The sequence below is a fragment of the Streptomyces sp. NPDC005263 genome, assembly GCF_042872365.1.
GTDB lineage: Bacteria > Actinomycetota > Actinomycetes > Streptomycetales > Streptomycetaceae > Streptomyces.
Map to the genome: position 1 here is coordinate 54,419 of NZ_JBIAKJ010000010.1, position 16,909 is coordinate 71,327.

The window sequence follows — 16,909 nt, forward strand, 5'->3', positions numbered from 1 at the left end:
GAGTCCCGTCTTGGGTCGTAGGGCGTCGCGGGGCAGGCGGGACTCTCGCAAGGGGCCCTCGCGTGGTGGTGTGCGAGGATCGGCGTATGGCGACAGCGGGTGCACAACGGGGCCGACGGGTGGGCCGGCCGCGAGCCGCGCAGCGGCCGGACAGTGGGCTGGAGCCGCGTGCGGAACTCCTCGCGGCCGCCGCGGAGTTGTTCACCACCCTCGGCTACGGGGCCACCTCCACCCGGGCCGTCGCCGAGCGCGCCGGCATGCGTCAGGCGTCCATGTACCACTACGTCTCCGGCAAGGAGGAGCTGCTCGCCCGGCTCCTGGAGTCCACGGTCGCGCCCTCGCTGGCCGTCGCCCGCGAGCTCCTCGCCGACACCTCCGTTCCGGCCGAGGACCGGCTGTGGGAGCTGTGCCGGGGGGACGTGGACGTGCTCTGCGGGGGGCCGCACAACCTCGGCGGCCTGTATCTGCTGCCCGAGGTGCGTGCCGAACGGTTCGCCGGTTTCCATGCCGTGCGCGCCGAACTCAAGGATGCCTACCGGCAGTTGATCGCCGCGACGGCGGCCGGCGGCGCGCTCGCCGAGGACGCGCTCGACCTCCGCACGGACCTGGTGTTCGGACTGATCGAGGGCGTCATCCTGGTCCACCGCTCCGACCCGGAGCGGCCCGTCTCGGTGTTCGCGGAGGCGACGGCGGACGCGGCCCTGCGCATCGTCGGGGTCTGAGCCGGCGAGCCGCGGCTCACGGACACGTCACTCGTCACGGTGAGTGTTTCCGTACGCCTGTACGTCGTGACGCACCGTGTGTGAATGCAATCGCAGCGTGCAAATGGGTTCGAGCGTACTCCCCTCGCGCGCCCCGTTTCAGGTGCTCGATGAATATGACACGACGATGATCCGGTCGGACTAAGCTCGCTCGCAGCGCACCGAGTTGCGGTGTAATCGTGCGCTTGTTCCCAAATGCGTCGAAGTCCCGGCATGCCCGTGCCGTACCCGCACGCAAACTCCCCCGACACCCCGCCGACTTGTTTCAGAGGGCCCACATGGTGAGTGTTCCAACTCCTCCAGGAAGCCGTGAACTCCCCTACGCGCGTGCGTTGTTGCTGCCTGCCATAGCGATGGCCGCGGCGACCGGGGGCGCCGTCGCACTGGTGACGGCGCCGGCCAGGGCGGCTGTCGGCTGGTGCGGCGCCGTCGCCACGCTGCTGGTGGTCGCGACGGCGGCCGAAGCGATCCGCCGGGGCCGCAACCTCCGCGCCCAGCGCGCGGACCACGCCCGTCACAGTGCGTATCTGGAACGGCGGATCGCCGCCCACGACGAGGAGATGACCCGCCTCGGCCAGGAGATCCTGCCGACCGCGCTCAAGCTGCTGCGCGGCGGGAATTCCCCCGCAGAGGTGATTCGCCACCTCGGTGACTACGAACCCGCGTGGCGCGAACTGCCCGAAGCGCACCTGCTGTTGCTCAAGAAGCTGCTCGACGTCATCGACACCGAGGACGTCATGCGCGACGCCGCGCAGCGTTCCTTCGTCAACATCGCCCGTCGCGTCCAGGCGATCGTCCACCAGCAGGCCAACGAACTGAGGGAGATGGAGGAGGACCACGGCCGCAACCCCGAGGTCTTCAACGACCTGCTGCGCATCGACCACGGCACCGCGCTGATCGGCCGGCTCGCCGACTCCATCTCGGTCCTCGGCGGCGGTCGCCCCGGACGCCAGTGGCCCGAACCCGTGGCGCTGTACAGCGTGCTGCGCGGCGCCATGTCCCGGATCCTGGAGTACGGGCGCATCGACCTGTCCTCCATCGCCAAGGTCAACGTCAAGGGCACCGCCGTCGAACCCGTCATCCACGCGGCGGCCGAACTCCTCGACAACGCCACCCGCTACTCGCCGCCGCAGACCAAGGTGCACGTCACCGCCACCGAGGTGCAGACCGGCGTCTGCATCGAGATCGAGGACGCCGGCGTCAGCCTGAGCGAGGAGGCCCGCGCCCGTGCCGAGGGCATGCTGGAGCGGGCCATGGCGGGCGTCGACCTGCAGGACCTCGGCGAGGCCCCCCGCCTGGGCCTCGCCGTGGTGGGCCGACTCTGCCGGACCTACGACATGCAGGTCTCGCTGCGCGCCTCCGCGTACGGCGGGGTCCGGGCCATCCTCGTCGTGCCGAGCGACATGCTCACCACCGAGCCCGGCGTCGGACTCGCCCACGGCATCGGCGCGACGGCCGTGCCCCAGCCCGAGCTCGGCGCCCTTCCCGGACCCAAGCGCACGATCAAGACGCGCCGTCCCACCAGTCCGAAGTTCGTCACCCCGGTCTCCCTGGAGGACGACGTCCCCGAGGTCACCGAGTGGACCGCGGGCGGACTGCCGCAGCGCCGCAGCCGGGTCAAGACCTCCCTCACCCAGCGGTACGCCGAACAGGCCGCCATCGAGCAGGCCGAACGGGAGGGCCGGCCGACCATCTGGTCGACCGCCGGGCGTGAGCCCGAACCCGAACCCGAGGAGAAGGCGCCCGAGCCCCCGCCAGGCCTGTGGGTCCAGGCGTTCTTCGACGGACTCAAGCGCCCGGCCTCCACCGCATTCACCCAGCCGACCGATGAACCGGCCCGCGTCGAGGCCGACGACGAGGGGGATCTCACGTGATCCAGCAGCGAGGCAACTTCGACTGGATGCTCCAGGACCTCGCCAAAGGCGTACCGGGCATCCAGATGATCGTGGTGCTCTCCGCCGACGGCCTGCGCATCGCCCGCCACGGCGGCGACCCGGACACCGCCGACCGCGTCGCCGCGGCCTGCGCGGGCCTGCAGAGCCTGGCGGGCGCCGTCGCCCAGGAGATCCCGGGCAGCGAGGGCGAGATGAAGATGGTCCTCATCGAGATCAACGGCGGCTACTTCTACCTGATGGCCGCGGGCCCCAACGCCTATCTCGCGGTGCTCTCCGACGTGCGCGCCGAACCCGGCTACATGAGTGCCCGCATGAGCGACCTGGTCGTCCGGATCGGCGCGCATCTCACCAGCCCGCCCAGGCGCAACGGGCAGACCGTATGATTCCTCCGCAACGCCGACGGCGACACCCCACGCAGGAACCCGAGTCGTATGCCGGGCCGGACCCCGAGCCGCACTCCCGGCCGGACCCCGAGCCGACGTACCCGCCGGACGAAGAGCGGGCGCCCGAGGGGGAGAAGAAGAACCCCGAGCGGCTCTACGTGATCACCGGACCGGACGGCGTCGTCCGCACCGACCTCGACCTGGTCACGTTGATCGTGGCCGGTGCCGACCCACCGCCCTCCGCCACGCCGGAGCAGGCAGCGCTGCTGAGGCTGTGCACGGCCCCGCTGTCGGTGGCCGAGTTGTCGGCCTATCTGGGCCTGCCGTTCAGTGTGGTGACCGTGCTGGTCAGCGAGCTGCTGACCGCCGAACTGGTGACGGCGCGCGCCCCGGTCGTCCGCCGGGCGCTGGCCGACCGATCCCTTCTCGAAGCGGTGATGCATGGACTTCAAAAACTCTGACACCCTCACAGGTCCACGAACCGAGGACCACCTCCCGCACAGCGCCCAGGCGGCGGTGAAGATCGTCATCGTGGGCGGCTTCGGGGTCGGCAAGACCACCATGGTCGGCTCGGTCAGCGAGATCAAACCGCTGACCACCGAGGAGACCATGACGCAGGCCGGCGTCGGCGTCGACGACAACTACGGCTCCGAGACCAAGACGGCCACCACGGTGGCGATGGACTTCGGCCGCATCAGCATCACCGATCAGCTCGTGCTGTACCTCTTCGGCACCCCCGGCCAGGAACGCTTCTGGTTCCTGTGGAACGGCCTGTTCGAGGGCGCGCTGGGTGCGGTCGTGCTGATCGACACCCGCCGGCTCGAGGTCAGCTTCGACGTCATGGGGCGCCTGGAGGAACGCGGTGTGCCCTTCGTGGTCGCCGTCAACACCTTCCCCGACGGCCCCCGTTACCCCATCGAGGAACTGCGCACCGCGCTCGACCTGAGCGAGGACATCCCCATCGTCGAGTGCGACGCGCGTCGCCGCGCCTCCAGCCGGGACACCCTGATGACCCTCATGCGTTTCCTGCACTCCCTCGCGATGTCAGGCGCCCTGAAGTGACCGCCGTACCCGCCGCCCCCACCGGGCCGCCCAGGACAGCCCCCGGCCCCCGAGCCCGCGCTCCGGACCCGTCCGCATGCCCGCCCCCGTCCCCCACCCAGACCCAGACCCAGACCCAGACCCAGACACAGACACCGGATCCACTTCGGAGCGATCACTGTGACGCCTGAACCCCACGCCCCGGCCGGTACCGACGCCGGCCTCGCCCCGCCGCCCGGCTGCCCCGCCCACGGACGAGGCCCCGGCGGGCTGCGCCGGCTCTACGGCCCCGACGCGGACAACCTCAGCGGCCTCTACGAGCAACTCCGGGACGAACACGGCCCGGTGGCACCCGTGCTGCTCCATGACGACGTGCCGATGTGGGTGGTGCTCGGCCACGCCGAGAACCTGCACATGGTGCGCACGCCCTCGCAGTTCTGCCGGGACAGCCGCATCTGGACCCCGTTCCTGGACGGCATGGTCAAGCCCGACCACCCGCTGATGCCGCACATCGCCTGGCAGCCCATCGCCGCGCACGTCGAGGGCGACGAACACCTCAGGCTGCGCGGCGCGGTCAACGGAGCCATCTCGACCATCGACCCCCGCGGCATCCGCCGGCACATCAACCGCTACACGCAGCGCCTGGTCAACCGGTTCTGCGAGCAGGGCACCGCCGACCTGGTCAGCCAGTTCGCCGAGCACCTGCCGATGGCTGTGATGTGCGAGATCCTCGGCATGCCCGACGAGTACAACGACCGCATCGTCCAGGCCGCCCGCGACATGCTCCGGGGCACCGAGACCGCGATCGCCAGCAACGCGTACATCATGGAGGCCCTCGGCCGCCTCACCGCACGCCGTCGCGCCCAGCCCGAGGAGGACTTCACCAGCTACCTCATCAACCACCCGGCGCGGCTCTCCGACGACGAGGTCCGCGAGCACCTGCGGCTGGTGCTGATCGCCGCCTACGAGGCCACCGCCAACCTCATCGCCAACGTGCTGCGCATGGTGCTCACCGACCCCCGTTTCCGCGCCCAGCTCAACGGCGGTCAGATGACGGTGCCGGAGGCGGTCGAGCAGTCCCTGTGGGACGAGCCGCCGTTCAGCTCGATCTTCGCCTACTTCGCCAAGCAGGACACCGAGTTGGGCGGTCAGCGCATCCGCCGGGGCGACGGGCTGCTCTTCGGTATCGCGCCGGGCAACGTCGACCCCCGGGTGCGTCCCGACCTCGCCGCCCATATGCAGGGCAACCGCTCCCACCTCGCCTTCGGCGGCGGGCCGCACGAGTGCCCCGGTCAGGACATCGGCCGTGCCATCGCGGACACCGGCGTGGACGCGCTGCTGATGCGGCTGCCTGACGTCGAACTCGACTGCGCCGAGGACGAGTTGACCTGGACGGAGTCGATGTCCTCACGCCACCTGGTCGAACTGCCGTCACGGTTCGCGCCGAAGCCGCCGCAGGACGTGCTGCTCAAGCCGGGCCACCTGCCGGTTCCGTCGCAGCGCAACTCGTGGCAGGTCGGCACCCATCAGCCGGAGCCGGCGTCTGCGGCCGGGCCGCATCCGGCACCACGTTCACCGCATCCGACCGGCCTTGCATCGCAGCCGACAGCCGCCGCACCGCAGCCGACCGCCGCGCCACCGTCGGATGTCCCCCCGCCGCAGCCCGCCCCGGCGGCCGAACCGGCCCGCCCGCAGGGCGCCTGGCGCCGCTTCCTGCGCTGGTGGCGCGGCTACTGACCGCAGGCCCAACCGTCGTACGACGTCCAGGCCCGCAGGGCCCGACCGCTGCGGAACCGGTGCTCCACCCCCGTGACCGGATCGGTGAACTCCAGGACCCGCGCCAGTAGTTGGAGCGGTCGTCCGAAGTCATCGGCCGGCCGGGGGTCGGTCACCACGGGGTAGAGCGGGTCCCCGAGGATCGGCACGCCGAGGGTGTTCATATGGACCCGCAACTGATGGGTCTGCCCGGTGGCGGGGACCAGCCGGTAGCGGGCGAGCCCGTGCTCGCCGCCGCCTGTGCCGCTGCCTTCCCCGCGGCCGCCGCCGGGCCGCTCGGCGAGTTCGACGCGGCTGATCGCGTTCGGCTCGCCGGGCACCTCGTAGGCGGCGAGCACCCCGCGCTCCTTCACGATCCGGCTGTGCACGGTGTGCGGCAGGGCGAGTTCGGGGGCGTAGGGGGCGACGGCCTCGTACTCCTTGCGCACCAGCCGGTCGCGGAACAGCGACTGGTAGGCGCCCCGTTCCTCGGGCCGTACCGTGAACAGCACGAGCCCCGCGGTGAGCCGGTCCAGCCGGTGCGCGGGGCTGAGCGCGGGGATGCCCAGCTCCCGGCGCAGCCGGGCGAGCGCGGTCTCGGTGACATGGCTGCCGCGCGGGGTGGTGGCCAGGAAGTGCGGCTTGTCGGCGACGACGATGTGCTCGTCCCGGTGAACGATCTCCACCGGGAACGGCACCGGTACCTCAGCGCGCAGCTCCCGGTGGAACCACACGAACATGCCCGGCACGTACGCCGCGTCCACGGCCACCGCCCGGCCGTCCGCCCTGACGACCCGGCCCGTGTCGAACATCCCCTCGACGACACCGGCCTCGGCCGCGAGCCGCTCCACCAGATGCTCGCGCACCGTGGCCCAGGGCCCGTCGGCCGGCAGCCGCACCCGCACCGGATCCACCCCTTCGCGCTGCGGCAGGGGAGAGGGCGGGATCCGGGTCTTTCGTCTCATCGGAATCAAGCGTACGAGGCCGACGGCGCCGCCCTGTCCCGGGAGATCCCCACCCCGCAGCTCCGCTGCGGGACACCGTCCTCACGTCGGGGTGGACCTGGCGCGGAGTGGTCTTCGGCAAGCTGTGAGGTCGGCGGGCCCCCTCCCCGCCGCCTCGGTGCGTGGACAGGGCGACTCACAGACCTTCCGAAGCCGCGTGTCCTCGCTGTGCCCAAGTCCGGTATCCGACACCCGCGCCCACGGTGAGCAGGAGGAACAGCACCGTGAACCACTGGAAGTACCAGTGGCCGCCCGCCGGGTCGTACACCGCGGCCCTCGGCCAGGCCAGGTTGACCGTCATGAAGAGGCCGTAGAGGAGCGCGAGGGCGTTGACCGGGACGCCCCAGCGGCCGAGGGAGAAGAGCTTGGCGCCGGTCTCGTCCGTGCCCTCGACGGCGAACTCGCCGCGCAGGCGGCGGACCAGCAGCGGGCCGGTGACCATCGCGTAGGCCAGGTACAGCATCACGATGCAGGTGGTGCCGATAGCCAGAAACGCGTCCGGGGAGGCGAAGTTGAGCAGCAGCAGGACAGCCGCGAGGACGCCGACCACCAGGGCCGGGGCGCTCGGCATGCCGGTACGCGGGTTGACCTTCGCGAGCCGGGCGGAGAAGGGGAGCCGGCCGTCGCGGGCCATCGAGAAGAGCATGCGGCAGGCCGCCGTCTGGATCGCGAGGGTCGCCACCGCGATCGCCACCACCACGTCGGCCAGCAGGACCCGGCCCACGCCGTCGCCCAGGCTGCTGGTGAGGACGTAGCTCAGACCGTCGACGGACAGGTGCCCGTCGGTCAGGCTGGGGGCGGCGAGCAGGCCACCGAGGACGATCAGGGTGGCGAGCAGTCCGGCCGCGCCGAGCGCGACGAGGATGGTGCGGGGCGCGGTGCGCCGCGGGTGGTGTGTCTCCTCGCTCATCTCGCCCGCGCTGTCGAAGCCGATCATCACGTACGCCGCCGCGAACGAGCCCACCATCAGGGCCCCGAACAGGCCGGACTGGGCGGCGACCCCGGTGTGGAAGGTGATGCCGGGGGAGCGCTCGGAGTGGGTCAGCAGCAGGACGATGATCAGCACCGCGCCGATGATCTCGGCGGTGACGCCGACGCGGTTGATCACTGACATCACGCGGTTGTCGAGGATGTTCACCAGTGTGGTCAGCGCCAGCAGGATCACGCCGAGGACGGCGGCGTTGGCCGCGCCGTCCGCCGAGGTGACCGCCGTGTCGGTGCCGATCAGCTGGAAGCCGGACCAGATCGCCGGCAGCACCAACTGCAGCGCCAGCGCGGCCGCCGCGACCACCACGATCTGCCCGATCACCATGATCCAGCCGGCGAACCAGCCGAAGCCGGGGTTCGACAGACGCGACGACCACTGGTAGATCGCGCCCGAGATCGGATAGCGCGCGGCCAGTTCGGCGAAGCAGGCGGCCACCAGCAGCTGCCCGAGCAGCACGGCCGGCCAGGTCCAGAAGAAGACGGGGCCGCCGAACGCGTACCCGAAGGCGAAGAACTGGAAGACGGTGGTCAGGACGGAGATGAAGGAGAACCCGGCCGCGAACGACGCGTACCGGCCCAGGCTGCGGTGCAGTTCCTGGCGGTAGCCGAACTCCGCGAGGGAGTGGTCTGCGGAGGAGTGGGGCGGATCGGGGCGGACGTCGGAGGGAGCGGTTGTCGTCACGGCGGCACCTGCCTTCGGCGCGGAGGAGCGGAGGAGAGGAGCGGGGCAGAGCTGAGGAGGGCGGAGACCGGCCCGAAGCGAAGGAGAACGAACGCGGAGCCGGGGGCAGGAGCGGAGTTCCTGTCGGGTGACAGAAATTAGGGACGAGCTGTTTCAGCCGCGTCACGCGGTCATGTCCGCATCGGTCCCAAGTCCTCACGGCCTCGCCGCCCCGGCGTCATCGCGATACAGGTGCGGGCGAAGTGGGCGCAGGCTCCTGGAGGAGATCAGCGCAAGAAGGGGGTCCGCAGCAGACTCGCTGACGGGCGTCGAGGCGTGGCGGCGGCTCCACGGGACGGGGGAGTGGTCACCCAACGTCACCTGAAGGCGCGGCCGACTACCCCGGTGGCATCGGCGGGATCGCCGGCCTGGTGTTCGCGGCGGTGCGTCTCGGCGCGGTCTTCGGGGCGTTGTCCAACGCCCTGGACATGCGGGAGCGGGAGTCGATCATCGGATCAACTCCCGCGGCACATCGCCGACTTCAACCCGCTCGACCGGGCGATGGTGGCGGGTTGTTCGGCGATGTCGGGGGATGCGGAACGGGGCGATGTGCTCGGCCGGGGCGGGGAGGCCGGGGAGGCTCCTCGCACCGGCGGTCGGTGTGATCCGTCTCGGGTCAGGAGGTCGCGGGAGCGCCCTCCTGCTCCGCCTCGATGCGCGCGTTCCAGTCCCGCTTGGAGGCCTGCCAGCCGTCCTCGTTGTGACCCAGGCGCCAGTAACCCGAGATCGAAAGGTCCTCGCGCGCGACCCCGCGCTCGACCCGGAGCAGGTGGCGCAGTTCCTTCACGAAGTGCGCCTCGCCGTGCACGAACGCGTGCACCCGGCCCTCCGGGAACTCCAGCGACCGTACGGCCTCGACCAGTGCCTCGCCGACGGGCCGCTCGCCGCGGTGCAGCCAGACGACCTCCACGTCGGAGTCGATCTTCTGCTCCTCCTCCGGCCCGGAGACCTCCACGAAGGCATGGGCCCGGGCGCCGGCCGGCAACGCCTCCAGGGACCGCGCGATCGCGGGCAGTGCGCTCTCGTCGCCGACGAGCAGATGCCAGTCTGCGCCCGGGTCCGGGGCGTACGCGCCGCCGGGGCCCATGAACCGGACCGTCTCGCCCGGCCGCACCCGCAGTGCCCAGGGGCCGGCCAGGCCCTCGTCGCCATGGATCACGAAGTCGAGCGTCAGCTCGCGGTGTTCGGCATCCCAGGCGCGCACGGTGTACGTCCGGGTCACCGGCCACTGCTCACGCGGGAACTCCTCGCGGATCCGCTCCATGTCGAAGGGCTCCGGGTACACCGCCCCGCCGGACGGGAAGAGCAGCTTCACATAGTGATCGGTGCAGGTGTCCAGTGAGAGCTCGGCCAGGCTCTCGCCGCCGAGCACCACACGCTGCATATGGGGAGTCAGCCGTTCGGTGCGGATGACCTGCGCGGTGTGCGGTGTGCGCGGCTTGCGTCCCGGTCGTTCTGCCATGGCGGCCTCCCTGATCTAAGTTAGGCTAACCTAACTTAACATCTCCCCGGGTGGAAGCTCCCCATGCGAGAGACCTCGGTCTCTTTAGCGGATGTTTGCCCGCCTTCCGGGGAGACTCGCCCAGGGGAAACGGGGTCACTTCTCACGCCGCGAGAGTGGCGAGCACTCGCTGCAATGATCCCCCCAGCCCCCAGCGTGCCGCCAGCTCGTCCAGCGCGACCCGATCGCGCGGGGTGCGCGGCAGCGCCGTGTCGACCTCCGGCAGCGGGACGTCGTCCGCGACCCGGATGACCTTCGGGGCCACCGCCACATACGCCCGGGACTCATCCAGGCGCCGCCGCTGCGACGGCGTCAGCTTCGCCTTCGGGTCGTCGACCGCGGCCATGATCCCGGCCACGTCACCGAACTCGGCGAGCAGTTTGGCGGCCGTCTTCTCACCGATGCCGGGCACGCCCGGCAGGCCGTCGCTGGGGTCCCCGCGCAGCAGCGCCAGATCCGCGTACCCCCTGCCGTCGACGCCGTACTTCTCGCGCAGCCACGCCTCGTCCGTCACCTGCAGCGTGCCGACGCCCTTGAGCGGGTACAGCACGCGCACGCCGCGCGCGTCGTCCACCAGCTGGTACAGGTCGCGGTCGCCGGTGACGATGTCGACCGGGCCCTTCGCGCGCGCCGTGAACGTTCCGATCACGTCGTCGGCCTCGTACCGGGCGACGCCCACGCGCGCGATGCCGAGCGCGTCGAGGACGGCCTCGATGATCGGCACCTGCGGCGAGAGGGTGTCCGGCACCTCTTCCTCGTCCGGACCCACCTCGCGCTCCTCGGCGACGCGGTGCGCCTTGTAGGAGGGGATGAGGTCGACCCGCCACTGGGGCCGCCAGTCGGCGTCCATGCACGCCACCAGATGGTCGGGGCGGTGGTCCTTGACCAGACGGTCGATGAACTCGAGCAGTCCACGCACGGCGTTCACCGGCGTGCCGTCGGGGGCTTTCACGGACTCCGGGACACCGAAGTAGGCGCGGAAGTAGAGCGAGGCGGTGTCAAGCAGAAGACATTTTCCTGGACGGGTCGACATGCGCACAGCATGCCACCGCCTCCCGGCGGTCACGCGGAAGCAGGCTTGCGGGCCAGTTCGTAGGCGAAACTGACCGTATCGGTGAGGCGGTCGTCGACGGTACGGCGACTGAGTTCGTCGGCGAGGGCGGCGTCGAGGCGGCCGCCACGTCGAAGCCGGACGTAAACGTCCTGTGAAGTGGACCACCTCTGCGTTTGGCCGAAAGGCGTCTGGGCAGGCGCGGACTCGGAGAGAAGCCGGTTGCCCTTTCAACTGATCGCGGCCCTTCGTCTCCGCTTCTGCCCGCTGAGACGAGAGGTACGCGTGTCATCCAGACTTGAGGCCGCTGAACTTTACAAAGTGTTCGGAAGACGACCGGACAACGCTGTCGAGCGGCTCCGGAACGGAGCCGACCGGGAGGAACTGCGTTCCGACGGCGCCACCGCCGCCGTGATCGACGCCTCCTTCACCGTGGAACCCGGCGAGATCTTCGTCGTGATGGGTCTGTCCGGCTCCGGCAAGTCCACCCTGCTGCGGATGCTCAACGGGCTCCTCGAGCCGACCGCGGGCCACGTCCGTTTCGACGACCAGGACCTGACCGCCCTGAGCGACCGCGCCCTGCGTGAGGTCCGCGCGCACAAGATCAGCATGGTCTTCCAGCACTTCGCGCTCTTCCCGCACCGCAGTGTCCTGGAGAACGCCGCCTACGGCCTGGCCGTCCAGGGCGTCGCCCGGCGCGAGCGTGAGGAGCGGGCCGCCGAGGCGCTCGCCCTGTGCGGACTGGCCGGCTGGGAGACGTCCTGGCCCGACGAGCTGTCCGGCGGTATGCAGCAGCGCGTGGGCCTGGCCCGCGCCCTCGCCACCGACGCCGACCTGCTGCTCATGGACGAGTCCTTCAGCGCGCTGGACCCGCTGATCCGCCGTGACATGCAGGACCAGCTCCTCCAGCTCCAGCAGTCCCTGAGGAAGACGATCGTCTTCATCACCCACGACCTCAACGAGGCCATGCGGCTCGGCGACCGGATCGCCGTCATGCGCGACGGCCGTATCGTCCAGATCGGCACGGCGGAGGACATCCTGGTGCGGCCCGCCGACGACTACGTCGCCTCCTTCACCAAGGACGTCGACCGCTCCCGCGTGCTCACCGCCTCCTCCGTCATGGACACCTCCGTCTCGGGCGGCGGCCCCGGCTGCAGTTGTGAGACCGCCACGGCCGACACCCCGTTCGCCGAACTCTGCGCGATCAGCGCCCGCCTGTCGCACCGCGTCTCGGTGGTGGACAAGGACAACCAGGTCATCGGTGTCGTGCCGCGGGAGCGGCTGATCCGTTTCCTCGGCGACGAGACCAGCGAACCCGTCACGTGCGACAACCCTGACGGCGAGAAGGTGGTGACCCTTGCCTAGGATCCCGCTCGGCGACTGGGTCAACGACGCGGTCAACTGGCTGCTCGGCCACATGTCCTGGCTCTTCGACTTCCTCAAGTCCGTCTTCACCGGCACCTACGACGGCATCAACGCCGTCCTCCAGGCGCCCGAACCCCTGCTGCTCGCGGGCATCTTCGCGGTGCTCGCGTTCTGGCTGCGCGGCACCCTCGCCGGTGTCCTCACCTTCGCGGGATTCGCCTTCATCGACTCCCTCGAACTGTGGGACGACGCGATGGTGACCCTCTCGCTGGTCCTCGTCGCCACGATCATCGCGCTGGTGATATCCGTGCCGGTGGGCATCTGGGCGGCGCGCTCCGACCGGGTCAGCGGACTGGTCCGGCCGGTCCTCGACTTCATGCAGACGCTGCCCGCGATGATCTACCTCATCCCGGCGATCCTGTTCTTCGGCACCGGCGCCCCCGCGGGCATCGTCGCCACCCTGATCTTCGCCCTCGCCCCGGGCGTGCGCATGACCGAGCTGGGCATCCGCCAGGTCGACAAGGAACTGGTCGAGGCGGCCGACGCGTTCGGCACCAGCCCCCGTGACGTCCTGCTGCGGGTCCAGCTGCCGCTGGCGCTGCCCACGGTCATGGCGGGCGTCAACCAGGTCATCATGCTCGGCCTGTCCATGGCCGCGATCGCCGGCATGGTCGGCACCGGCGGCCTCGGCGGCGACGTCAACCAGGCCATCGGCCAGCTGAACGTCGGCCTCGGCTCCGAGGCCGGTGTCGCGATCGTGATCCTCGCGATCTACCTCGACCGCATGACCAGCGCCCTGGGCACCCAGGTCTCCCCGCTGGGCCGCCGGGCCGCCGCCAAGGCGCGTGCCGCGCAGGGCCTGAAGATCTGGTCGTACCGGCCCCGCCCGCAGTTCGCGGTGATCGGAGTCGTGGTCCTCGCCCTGGTGGCGGGCGGCATGAGCGTCTTCGGCGGCGACGGAGGCGGGTCCGCCGTCGCCGACGGCAAGGACGTCGGCAAGGGCAAGAAGGTCACCATCGGCTACATCCCCTGGGACGAGGGCGTCGCCTCCACCTTCCTGTGGAAGGAGATCCTGGAGCAGCGCGGCTTCGAGGTGGAGGCCAAGCAGCTCGACGCCGGTCCGCTCTACACCTCCCTCGCCCAGGGCAGTGTCGACTTCCAGACCGACGCCTGGCTGCCGACCACCCATGAGCAGTACTGGAAGAAGTACGGCAGCAAGCTCGACGACCTCGGCGCCTGGTACGGCCAGACCTCCCTGGAGCTGACCGTGCCCTCGTACATGAAGGACATCAACTCCCTGGCGGACCTCAAGGGCAAGGGCGCCACCTTCGACGGGAAGATCACCGGCATCGAGTCGAGCGCCGGCATGATGTCCCTGCTGAAGAGCAAGGTCCTCAAGGCGTACGGCCTCGACAAGGAGTACAAGGTCGTCGACAGCTCCACGCCGGCGATGCTGGCCGAGCTCAAGCGGGCGTACAGCAAGAAGGAACCGATCGTCGTCACGCTCTGGTCGCCGCACTGGGCGTACAGCGACTACGACCTGAAGAAGCTGAAGGACCCCAAGGGCGCGTGGGGTAAGGGCGACGCGGTGCACACCGTCTCCCGCAAGGGTTTCGCGGCCGACAACCCCGTGGCCGGCAAGTGGCTGAAGAACTTCAAGATGGACGAGAAGCAGCTCACCAGCCTCGAATCCGAGATCAACAAGGCGGGTCAGGGCAAGCAGCAGGACGCCGTCCGTGCCTGGCTGAAGCAGAACCCGGGCGTCGTCGACAAGCTGGCCCCGGTGTCCGGCGGTTCCGGCTCGACTCCCGCGGAGGCCAAGCGTTCCCTGAACGTGGCCTGGTTCCCGTGGGACGAGGACATCGCCGTCACCTACCTCTGGAAGAACGTCCTGGAGCGGCGCGGCTACAAGCTCAACCTGAAGCAGATGGACGTCGGCCCGGTCTACACCGGCCTCGCCGCCGGTGACCTCGACCTCAACTTCGACGCCTGGCTGCCGTACGCGCAGAAGAACTACTGGGACAAGAGCAAGGACAGACTCGCCGACCTGGGCACCTGGTACCAGCCGACCTCGCTGGAGGTCGCGGTGCCCTCGTACGTCAAGGGCGTGAAGTCCTACGAGGACCTCAAGGGCAAGGCCGACCTCTTCGACGGGAAGATCATCGGCATCGAGCCGGGCACCGGCGAGATGAACCTGCTGAAGACGAAGGTCCTGCCCGGCTACGGCCTGGACAAGGAGTACGACGTCGTCGACGGCTCCACGCCCGCGATGCTCGCCGAGCTCAAGCGCGCCTACGCCAAGAAGGAGCCGGTCGCGGTCGTCCTGTGGTCGCCGCACTGGGCGTACAGCCAGTACGACCTCACCAAGCTGAAGGACGACAAGAAGCTCTTCGGCGAGGGCAACACCATCCGCACGATCGCCAACGAGAAGTTCCCCGGGCAGTACCCGCAGCTCACCAAGTGGATCAAGAACTTCAGGATGAGCGAGGACGAGCTCGGCAGCCTGGAGGCCGAGATCACCGAGCGCGGACAGGGCCAGGAGCAGGAGGCGGTCGCCGCCTGGCTGAAGGAGCACCCGGAGATGGTCGACCGGATGACCCCGCAGTAACGGCCGTACCGTAGTCGCCCGAGGGGTGGGCCTCCCCACGCGTCCTGACAGCGTGTGGCGGGGTCCACCCCTCGGGTCATGTCCAGGTCCCACGGTCATGTCCAGGCCCCACGGAAAGGTTCCGGCCAACCACATAGAGCTATGCCCCTGCCCGAGCTTCGACATACGGTGTGAACAGGCAGTGGAGGTACGCCCGCCGACCCCGCGGGAGGACGGCGATCCGGGTGTCCGCCCGGCTGGTCCGGGGCCGATCCGCTGGCGCGAACCGTGAGTCCGACCGCGGACAGCGGGAGGCAGATGTGACGGCCGCGTGAAACAGTCCGCCGAACATGCGTAGGGTGCAGAGAGGTCAGCAGGAGCAATGTGCGCCGGCCGGGGCACAAGAAGAACAAGCCGCAGCGCACGAGGAACAAGCCGGGGCGCGGGAAGAACAAGCCGCGGCGCACGAAGAACAAGTGGACCGACGAGCCGAGGAGGGAGCCGGAGCGATGGGCGACCACAAAGAACAGCCTCTGCGGGTGGGCGCGGCCGTGCGCCGCCGACGCCGGGCGCTCGAACTCACCCTCGCCGTCGTGGCCGAACGCAGCGGTCTGTCGGTCCCCTTCCTGAGCCAGATCGAGAACGAACGCGCGCGCCCCAGCCAGAGCTCGCTCGAAAAGGTCGCCGACGCGCTGCGCACCACCGCCGTGGAACTCCTGGCCGCCGCCGACCCGGCGTGCAGCGTCGACGTGGTCCGCGCGGAGGACGGCGAACCGCTGCTCGCGCCCCAGGTGCGGTCGCTGGTGCGCGGCCACCACCAGATGCACGCCTCGGAGTTCACCGGCGACCACGAGGCGGGCCGTGAGTTCCAGTACCGCAACGACCAGTTGATGTACGTCGCCGACGGCGCCGTGGAGATCGAGGCGGAGGGACGTGCGTACCGGCTGGGCCGCGGCGACACCCTGTACCTCACCGGCGGCGTGCGCCACCGCTGGCGGGCGACGGTGGCCGACACCCGCGTGATCGTCGTCGCGGTCGCCGAGCACATCGAGGCGGTCCGGGACCGGCGGCGGTAGTGCGGGTCGTCTCGCTCGTCCCCTCGCTCACCGAGGCCGTCGCCGCCACCGTCCCCGGCGCGCTCGTCGGCGCCACGGACTGGTGCGCGCATCCGGCGGACCTCGACGTCGCCCGCGTCCGGGGAACCAAGAATCCCGACCTCGAACGGATCGTCGCGCTGGCCCCCGATCTGGTGATCGCCAACGAGGAGGAGAACCGGGCCCCCGACCTGGCGGCGCTGCGCTCGGCGGGCGTCGAGGTGCTGGTGACGGAGGTGCGCGAGGTACCGCAGGCCCTGAGCGAGTTGGCACGGGTGCTGGAGGCGTGCGGGGCGCGGCACCGGCCCCGCTGGCTGGCGGAGGCGGAGGAGGCCTGGTCGGCCCTGCCCGCACCCGAAGCCCGTACGACGGCGGTCGTGCCGATCTGGCGTCGGCCGTGGATGGTGCTGGGCCGGGACACCTTCGCCGGCGACGTGCTGGCCCGCCTGGGCGTCGACCACCTGTACGCCACCCACGCCGAGCGCTATCCGAGGGTCCCGGTCGACGACCTGCGGGACGCCGCCCCTGACGTGGTCGTCCTCCCCGACGAGCCCTACCGCTTCACGGCCGACGACGGTCCCGAGGCCTTCCCGGGCGTGCCCTGCGCGCTGGTCAGCGGACGGCACCTGACGTGGTACGGGCCGTCGCTGGCCGAGGCGCCACGGGTGCTGGGCGAGGCGCTGCGAGCAGCTCGCCGCTGACCGGACCGCGCGGTGTCCGCGCCTGTGCCGCGGTGAGGCGGTGACGGTCGGACGGGTGAACGC

Annotated in this window: 14 protein-coding genes and 1 pseudogene; 11 read left to right on the plus strand and 4 right to left on the minus strand. The window is 70.5% G+C overall.

Annotated elements, in window-relative coordinates; translation table 11 throughout:
* Nucleotides 1-86: 86 nt before the first annotated feature.
* The 6 genes from ACFYRY_RS34965 to ACFYRY_RS34990 all read left to right on the plus strand — a co-directional run bounded on the left by ACFYRY_RS34965 (nt 87) and on the right by ACFYRY_RS34990 (nt 5,817).
* On the plus strand, nt 87-722 hold the full coding sequence (locus ACFYRY_RS34965; RefSeq protein WP_389155019.1) for a TetR/AcrR family transcriptional regulator: 636 nt from the start codon (nt 87-89) through the stop codon (nt 720-722).
* Nucleotides 723-1,039: 317 nt separating this feature from the next.
* The gene (locus ACFYRY_RS34970) at nt 1,040-2,635 is read left to right on the plus strand and encodes a sensor histidine kinase (RefSeq protein ID WP_389155022.1); all 1,596 of its coding nucleotides are present in this window, start codon (nt 1,040-1,042) and stop codon (nt 2,633-2,635) included.
* A complete protein-coding gene (locus ACFYRY_RS34975; protein WP_389155024.1) occupies nt 2,632-3,039 on the plus strand; it encodes a roadblock/LC7 domain-containing protein in 408 nt (135 codons plus the stop codon). Before ACFYRY_RS34970 ends, ACFYRY_RS34975 begins: the two co-directional genes overlap by 4 nt.
* Entirely contained in the window at nt 3,036-3,500 is a 465-nt protein-coding gene (locus ACFYRY_RS34980; RefSeq protein ID WP_389155027.1) for a DUF742 domain-containing protein, read from the plus strand. The genes ACFYRY_RS34975 and ACFYRY_RS34980 overlap by 4 nt, the downstream gene beginning before the upstream one ends.
* Nucleotides 3,481-4,101, plus strand: a complete 621-nt coding sequence (locus ACFYRY_RS34985) for an ATP/GTP-binding protein (RefSeq protein ID WP_389155030.1) — start codon at nt 3,481-3,483, stop codon at nt 4,099-4,101. Before ACFYRY_RS34980 ends, ACFYRY_RS34985 begins: the two co-directional genes overlap by 20 nt.
* A gap of 159 nt (nt 4,102-4,260) precedes the next feature.
* Nucleotides 4,261-5,817, plus strand: coding sequence for a cytochrome P450 (locus ACFYRY_RS34990; protein WP_389155033.1), 1,557 nt, complete (start codon nt 4,261-4,263; stop codon nt 5,815-5,817).
* On the opposite strand, the gene ACFYRY_RS34995 is transcribed toward ACFYRY_RS34990, so the two are convergent.
* Together ACFYRY_RS34995 and ACFYRY_RS35000 are read right to left on the minus strand one after the other, a co-directional pair.
* Nucleotides 5,811-6,800, minus strand: a complete 990-nt coding sequence (locus tag ACFYRY_RS34995; RefSeq protein WP_389155036.1) for a pseudouridine synthase — start codon at nt 6,798-6,800, stop codon at nt 5,811-5,813. The genes ACFYRY_RS34990 and ACFYRY_RS34995 overlap by 7 nt on opposite strands.
* A gap of 175 nt (nt 6,801-6,975) precedes the next feature.
* Nucleotides 6,976-8,508 carry an amino acid permease gene (locus ACFYRY_RS35000; protein ID WP_389155039.1) on the minus strand — a complete coding sequence of 511 codons (1,533 nt, stop codon included), beginning with the start codon at nt 8,506-8,508 and terminating at the stop codon, nt 6,976-6,978.
* A gap of 365 nt (nt 8,509-8,873) precedes the next feature.
* Here ACFYRY_RS35000 and ACFYRY_RS35005 point away from each other — a divergent pair.
* Nucleotides 8,874-9,114 (plus strand): annotated as a pseudogene (locus ACFYRY_RS35005) (ABC transporter permease); the annotation flags it as partial.
* Between the two features lie 49 nt (nt 9,115-9,163).
* Here the strand turns inward: ACFYRY_RS35005 and ACFYRY_RS35010 are convergent.
* On the minus strand, nt 9,164-10,009 hold the full coding sequence (locus ACFYRY_RS35010; RefSeq protein WP_389155041.1) for a siderophore-interacting protein: 846 nt from the start codon (nt 10,007-10,009) through the stop codon (nt 9,164-9,166).
* A gap of 142 nt (nt 10,010-10,151) precedes the next feature.
* Nucleotides 10,152-11,081, minus strand: a complete 930-nt coding sequence (locus ACFYRY_RS35015; RefSeq protein ID WP_389155044.1) for a 5'-3' exonuclease H3TH domain-containing protein — start codon at nt 11,079-11,081, stop codon at nt 10,152-10,154.
* 303 nt (nt 11,082-11,384) lie between these two features.
* Here ACFYRY_RS35015 and ACFYRY_RS35020 point away from each other — a divergent pair, with 303 nt between their 5' ends.
* From ACFYRY_RS35020 to ACFYRY_RS35035, 4 genes are all read left to right on the plus strand, one after another.
* Nucleotides 11,385-12,464 carry a glycine betaine/L-proline ABC transporter ATP-binding protein gene (locus tag ACFYRY_RS35020; protein WP_389155046.1) on the plus strand — a complete coding sequence of 360 codons (1,080 nt, stop codon included), beginning with the start codon at nt 11,385-11,387 and terminating at the stop codon, nt 12,462-12,464.
* On the plus strand, nt 12,457-15,072 hold the full coding sequence (locus ACFYRY_RS35025) for an ABC transporter permease/substrate binding protein (protein ID WP_389155049.1): 2,616 nt from the start codon (nt 12,457-12,459) through the stop codon (nt 15,070-15,072). The genes ACFYRY_RS35020 and ACFYRY_RS35025 overlap by 8 nt, the downstream gene beginning before the upstream one ends.
* A 488-nt stretch (nt 15,073-15,560) precedes the next feature.
* Nucleotides 15,561-16,127, plus strand: a complete 567-nt coding sequence (locus ACFYRY_RS35030) for a helix-turn-helix domain-containing protein (RefSeq protein WP_389155052.1) — start codon at nt 15,561-15,563, stop codon at nt 16,125-16,127.
* A complete protein-coding gene (locus ACFYRY_RS35035; protein ID WP_389155054.1) occupies nt 16,127-16,846 on the plus strand; it encodes a helical backbone metal receptor in 720 nt (239 codons plus the stop codon). Before ACFYRY_RS35030 ends, ACFYRY_RS35035 begins: the two co-directional genes overlap by 1 nt.
* Nucleotides 16,847-16,909 lie beyond the last annotated feature (63 nt).

Coding starts and splice junctions, on each gene's coding strand:
- ACFYRY_RS34965 (WP_389155019.1), top strand. CDS start 87: ATGGCGACAGCGGGTGCACAACGGGGCCGACGGGTGGGCCGGCCGCGA.
- ACFYRY_RS34970 (WP_389155022.1), top strand. CDS start 1,040: ATGGTGAGTGTTCCAACTCCTCCAGGAAGCCGTGAACTCCCCTACGCG.
- ACFYRY_RS34980 (WP_389155027.1), top strand. CDS start 3,036: ATGATTCCTCCGCAACGCCGACGGCGACACCCCACGCAGGAACCCGAG.
- ACFYRY_RS34985 (WP_389155030.1), top strand. CDS start 3,481: ATGGACTTCAAAAACTCTGACACCCTCACAGGTCCACGAACCGAGGAC.
- ACFYRY_RS34995 (WP_389155036.1), bottom strand. CDS start 6,800: ATGAGACGAAAGACCCGGATCCCGCCCTCTCCCCTGCCGCAGCGCGAA.
- ACFYRY_RS35010 (WP_389155041.1), bottom strand. CDS start 10,009: ATGGCAGAACGACCGGGACGCAAGCCGCGCACACCGCACACCGCGCAG.
- ACFYRY_RS35015 (WP_389155044.1), bottom strand. CDS start 11,081: ATGTCGACCCGTCCAGGAAAATGTCTTCTGCTTGACACCGCCTCGCTC.
- ACFYRY_RS35030 (WP_389155052.1), top strand. CDS start 15,561: ATGGGCGACCACAAAGAACAGCCTCTGCGGGTGGGCGCGGCCGTGCGC.